This is a genomic window from Duganella vulcania (assembly GCF_009857655.1).
Lineage (GTDB): Bacteria > Pseudomonadota > Gammaproteobacteria > Burkholderiales > Burkholderiaceae_D > Rugamonas > Rugamonas vulcania.
The window spans coordinates 1-5,717 of record NZ_WWCX01000179.1 but is presented as its reverse complement, the minus strand read 5'-3'; the positions used below and the strand labels follow the sequence as shown (position 1 = coordinate 5,717).

At 66.8% G+C, this 5,717-nt stretch carries 4 protein-coding genes; 3 read left to right on the top strand and 1 reads right to left on the bottom strand.

The window, feature by feature from the left end; translation table 11 throughout:
• Positions 1-829 (bottom strand): hydroxymethylbilane synthase (gene hemC / locus GTP90_RS34615; protein ID WP_254452188.1); only part of this gene is annotated, 829 nt, incomplete at its 3' end.
• 220 nt (positions 830-1,049) lie between these two features.
• Here hemC and ppc point away from each other — a divergent pair.
• From ppc to GTP90_RS34600, 3 genes are all read left to right on the top strand, one after another.
• A complete protein-coding gene (ppc, locus tag GTP90_RS34610; protein ID WP_161087762.1) occupies positions 1,050-3,875 on the top strand; it encodes a phosphoenolpyruvate carboxylase in 2,826 nt (941 codons plus the stop codon).
• Positions 3,876-4,022: 147 nt separating this feature from the next.
• Positions 4,023-4,478 (top strand): PAS domain-containing protein, encoded by a 456-nt coding sequence (locus GTP90_RS34605; protein WP_161087761.1) that lies wholly within the window; start codon positions 4,023-4,025, stop codon positions 4,476-4,478.
• 49 nt (positions 4,479-4,527) lie between these two features.
• Positions 4,528-5,646 carry a PAS domain-containing sensor histidine kinase gene (locus tag GTP90_RS34600; protein WP_161087760.1) on the top strand — a complete coding sequence of 373 codons (1,119 nt, stop codon included), beginning with the start codon at positions 4,528-4,530 and terminating at the stop codon, positions 5,644-5,646.
• Positions 5,647-5,717: the final 71 nt, after the last annotated feature.

Here is a 5,717-nt window from a genome sequence, read left to right as displayed (position 1 = left end):
GCTCGCCCAGCGCTTCCGGCTCGGCGGCGGCGCCGCGCACCTCGGCGCTGGCCATGCGCACGCCGTCCGGCGTGGCGACCATGGCGCGCAGGTGCATCTGGCCGTCCTCCACCGTGGCGTAGGCCGCCAGCGGCACCTGGCAGCTGCCGCCGAACACCTTGGACACCTTGCGCTCGGCCATGACGGCCTGGGCGGTGGCTTCGTGGTTCAGCGGCGCCAGCAGCGCCATCAGGTCGACGCCGCCCACGGCCTTGCGTTCGGGGATCTCGATCGCCATCGCGCCCTGGCCGGCGGCAGGCAGGCTGTCGGCCGGATCCAGCAGCGCGCGGATGCGCCCGGGCAGGCCCAGACGCTTGAGGCCGGCGGCGGCCAGGATGATGGCCGCGTAGTCGCCGCGGTCCAGCTTGCCCAGGCGGGTGTCGAGGTTGCCGCGCAGCGGCTTGATCACCAGCTGCGGGTAGCGCGCGGCGATCAGCGCCTGGCGGCGCAGGCTGCTGGTGCCGACCACGGCGCCGGCCGGCAATTCATCAAGCGAGGCGTAATCGTTGGAAACGAAAGCGTCGCGCGGGTCTTCGCGCTCCAGCACGGCGGCCAGGGCGAAGCCTTCCGGCAGCTCCATCGGCACGTCCTTGAGCGAGTGCACGGCCAGGTCGGCGCGGCCCTCGGCCATGGCGACCTCCAGTTCCTTGACGAACAGGCCCTTGCCGCCGACCTTGGACAGGGTGCGATCAAGAATTTGGTCGCCTTTTGTCGACATTCCTACAATTTTAATATCGCACTGCGGATATAATAAAGTCAAGCGAGCCCGAACATGCTCGGCCTGCCACATGGCGAGCCGGCTTTCACGCGAAGCGATCACCAAGGTGGACGGAGGATTTTGTAGTAATTCCGATATTTTCACAACCAGTTCTTTCGCTGTAACTGACGCTGACCGGCGCAGGCCAGTACCACGTGCGTGTTTAAGATCACAAATTTTATCATGCTCACCTTCTTGCAGAACCGGGCCACAAGCCTTTGCACCGACTTTTCACATCTTTGCGGCTTATCTCATGGCAAACCAATCTAGTGCAACGAACGATCAAACGGCTGAACAACCTGGCGCAGACAAGGATGCGCCACTCAAAGAAGACATCCGACTGTTAGGTCGCCTGCTGGGCGACGTGCTGCGCGACCAGGAGGGCGAGGAAGTCTACGCCGTGGTCGAAACCATCCGCCAGACGGCGGTGCGCTTCCGCCGCGAGGCCGACGCCGGCGCGGCCAAGGAACTGGACGGCATGCTGAAGATCCTCACGCGCGAGCAGACCATCTCGGTGGTGCGCGCGTTTTCCTACTTCTCGCACCTGGCCAATATCGCGGAAGACCAGCACCACATCCGCCGCCGCCGCGCCCACCTGCTGGGCGGCTCGAAGCCGCAGCAAGGCAGCGTCAACTTCGCCCTGTGCAAGCTCAAGGAAGCCGGCGTCAGCCAGCAAACCGTCAGCACCTTCTTCCAGGACGCGCTGATCGCGCCGGTGCTGACCGCCCACCCGACCGAAGTGCAACGCAAGTCCATTCTTGACGCGGAACACGACATCGCCCGCCTGCTGGCCGAGCGCGACCTGCCGCTGACGCCGAAGGAACAGGCGGCCAACCTGCACCTGCTGCGCGCCCGCATCGCCACGCTGTGGCAGACCCGCATGCTGCGCTACTCCAAGCTGACCGTGGCCGACGAGATCGAAAACGCGCTGTCCTACTACCGCATCACCTTCCTGCGCGAGCTGCCGGGCCTGTACGACGACATCGAATCCGACATCGCCGCGCACTATGGCGATGGCGGCGAAGCCAAGGCCATCACCGCGCCGTACGTGCAGATGGGCAGCTGGATCGGCGGCGACCGCGACGGCAATCCCAACGTCAACGGCGGCACCATGGAGCACGCGCTGACGCGCCAGGCCACCACCATCCTCGACTTCTACCTGGAGGAGGCGCACCTGCTGGGCGCCGAACTGTCGGTGTCGACGCTGATGATCGCCTGCAGCCCGCAGCTGCAGGCGCTGGCCGACCAGTCGCCGGACACCTCCGACCACCGCGCCGACGAGCCCTACCGCCGCGCCCTGATCGGCATCTACGCCCGCCTGGCCAGCACCGCCCGCGCGCTGGGCGCGACCAACATCCTGCGCAAGGAAGTGGGCCACGCCGAACCGTACGCCACGGCGGCCGAGTTCTCGGCCGACCTGCAGGTGCTGGTCGACTCGCTCAACGCCAACCACGGCGCCGTGCTGGTGCAGCCGCGCCTGTCGACCCTGAAGCGCGCGGCCGACATCTTCGGCTTCCACCTGGCCTCGCTGGACATGCGCCAGTCGTCCGACATCCACGAGCGCGTGCTGGGCGAGCTGTTCGCCAAGGCCGGCGGCCAGGCCGACTACCCGTCGCTGGACGAGGACGCCAAGGTGGCGCTGCTGCTGAGCGAACTGGCGCAGCCGCGCCTGCTGTACTCGCCGTACATCGCCTACTCGGCCGAGACCGATTCCGAGCTGGGCGTGCTGCGCGCGGCGCGCCGGATCCGCGCGCTGTACGGCGCGCGCGCCATCCGCAACTACATCATCTCGCACACCGAGACCGTGTCCGACCTGCTGGAAGTGCTGCTGCTGCAAAAGGAGATGGGCCTGCTGCGCATCGCCGAACAGGAGCTGGACCTGATGGTGATCCCGCTGTTCGAGACCATCCCCGACCTGCAACGCGCGGCCGGCATCATGGAAGCGGTGATGGCGATCCCGCTGGTCAAGGCGCTGATCGCGCGCCAGGGCCAGATCCAGGAAGTCATGCTGGGCTATTCGGACTCCAACAAGGACGGCGGCTTCCTCACCTCCAACTGGGAGCTGTACAAGGCCGAGACCCACCTGGTGACCGTGTTTGAAAAGGCCGGCGTCAAGCTGCGCCTGTTCCACGGCCGGGGCGGCACGGTGGGCCGCGGCGGCGGTCCGTCGTACGAGGCCATCCTGGCGCAGCCGCACGGCACCGTCAACGGCCAGATCCGCCTGACCGAGCAGGGCGAGATCATCGCCTCCAAGTTCTCCAACAAGGACATCGGCCGCCGCAACCTGGAGCTGCTGGTGGCCGCCACGCTGGAGGCCAGCCTGATGCCGCAGTCGGCCGACGGCGCCCACCTGACCCAGCTGCGCCAGTTCGAGGCCGTGATGGCCGAGATCTCCGACCGCGCCTACAAGGCCTACCGCAACCTGGTCTATGAAACCCCGGGCTTCACCGACTACTTCTTCGCCGCCACGCCGATCGCCGAGATCGCCGAGCTCAACCTCGGTTCGCGCCCGGCCTCGCGCAAGTCGACCAAGCGCATCGAGGACCTGCGGGCGATTCCCTGGGGCTTCTCGTGGGGCCAGTGCCGCCTGCTGCTGCCGGGCTGGTACGGCTTCGGCAGCGCCATCGGCGCCTGGATCGCGGACGGCCCGCGCGACGAGCGCCTGGCCCAGCTGCAGGCCATGTTCCGCCAGTGGCCGTTCTTCGCCACGCTGCTGTCGAACATGGACATGGTGCTGGCCAAGACCGACCTGGCGATCGCCTCGCGCTACGCCGAGCTGGTGCAGGACAAGGAGCTGCGCGAGCGCATCTTCAAACGCATCACCGAGGAGCACGCGAACACGCTGGACATCCTGCAAAGCATCACCGGCGCCAGCGAGCGCCTGGCCGGCAACCCCTTGCTGGCGCGCTCGATCCAGAACCGCTTCGCCTACCTCGATCCGCTGAACCACCTGCAGGTCGAGCTGATCAAGCGCCACCGCGCGCTGTCGAGCGAGCCGGGCAAGGCGGACGAGCGGGTCCACCGCGGCATCCACCTGTCGATCAACGGCGTCGCGGCCGGTCTGCGCAACACCGGCTAAGCCGCCGGCCGCAATGGCCCATGCCCTGCCACATCGGCGCCGTTCCCCCGGCGCCGATGTGGCAGGGCTTTTTTTATTTCCTTAAAGATTGATCAATCTGGCAAAAATGGCATTAGAATATGACAACACCCACTACCTAGGATGGCCATGACAACCCTGATCGACTCGCTGGGAAAACCGGAAATTGACAGCATGTTCAACCGTATCAAGACCGAGATCGGCAACGCCGCGCCGGACGGCGAGCTGCACGCGCTGATCGCCGCCATGCCGGCGGCCCTGTTCATCAAGGATGCGCAGTCGCGCGTCCTGCTGATGAACCCGGCCTGCGAGGCGCTGTGGGGCATCCCCTTCGACGCCATGCGCGGCAACGACGGCGCCGCCTTCTTCCCGGCCGAGCAAACCGCCTATTTCCTCAAGCACGACCGCATCGCCTTCGACAGCGGCGAGTACACCGTCTACGAGGAAGACCTGTGGCATGCCGGCCGGGGCGAAAACCGCCGGCTGGAAACCCACAAGCAAGCCACCTACGACGAGCAGGGCCAGCCCAAAATGCTGATCGCCATGTGCGTCGACATCACGGACCGCAAACGGGCTGAAGGCTAGCAGCAAAATAGCATTAGAATGTGAACATCGGACCACTGCCTACGCCGTCATGAAAAACCTGATCGAATCGCTGGGAAAATCGGATATTGAAAGCATGCTCAGCCGGGTTCAGGGCGACGGCGCCGGCGCGGCGGCCGATGGCGATCTGCATCAGCTGGTGAGCGCCATGCCGCTGGCCCTGTTCATCAAGGACGCGCAATCGAACGTCCTGCTGATGAACCCGGCCTGCGAGGCGCTGTGGGGCATCCCCTTCGAGGCCATGCAAGGCAACGACGGCGCCGCCTTCTTTCCGGCCGAGCAGGCCGCCTACTTCCTCGAACACGACCGCATGGCCTTCGACAGCGGCAAGCACGTCGTCTACGAGGAAGAGCTGTGGCACGCCGGCCTCGGCGAGAACCGCTGGCTGCAAACCCACAAGCAACCGATCTACGACCAGCAGGGCCGGCCCAAGATGCTGATCGCCATGTGCGTCGACATCACCGACCGCAAGCGCGCGGAGAGCCGGCTGACCTCGTCGCTGCACGAGTTGCGGGCCCTGTCCCACCACCAGCACACGGCCAAGGAAAGCGAGCGCCGCCGCATCGCCCAGGACGTGCACGACGACCTGGCGCAAAACCTGCTGGCGCTCAAGCTGGACGTCACCGCCCTGCACAACCGCACCCGCGCGCGCCAGCCGCTGCTGCACCAGCGCGCCATGCTGGCGCTGAGCACGCTGGACGCCAGCATCCTGGCGGTGCGCGAACTGATCAACGAACTGCATCCGCGCACGCTGGAGCTGGGCCTGTCGGCCGCCATCGAATGGCAGATGCAGCAACTGGAGCGGCGCCACGGCTTGAGCTGCCGGCTGGAGCTGCTGGAGGACAGCGCGGCGCTGGACCAGCGCCAGATCACCGGCATCTACGGCATCGTGCTGGCGGCGCTGGGCTATCTGTGCGAACAGGCCGGCACCCGCAGCGTGCAAGCCACGCTCAACCTGCGGCCGCAGCAGCTGTCCATCATCGTCAGCGGCGACGGCCTGAGCGAACCGCCATCGCCGCGCGGCGCGCTCGACCTGGGCGCCATCCGCGCCCGCCTGGCGGACTTTGGCGGCGAGCTGGCGGTGGCGCACCTGCCCGGCGCCGGCACCGTGCTGCGCATGAACCTGCCGGCCACCATCCCGGTCCCCTGACGTTTGTTCGCCTTTCCGATGAGCTTTAGCCCGCGCCGCGCCTGGCTGCTGGCCGCCGCGCTGCTGCTGGC

What these genes read in the sequence shown, in the direction of transcription:
- GTP90_RS34600 (WP_161087760.1), top strand. Translation starts at nt 4,528, where the DNA reads ATGAAAAACCTGATCGAATCGCTGGGAAAATCGGATATTGAAAGCATG.
- ppc (WP_161087762.1), top strand. Translation starts at nt 1,050, where the DNA reads ATGGCAAACCAATCTAGTGCAACGAACGATCAAACGGCTGAACAACCT.
- GTP90_RS34605 (WP_161087761.1), top strand. Translation starts at nt 4,023, where the DNA reads ATGACAACCCTGATCGACTCGCTGGGAAAACCGGAAATTGACAGCATG.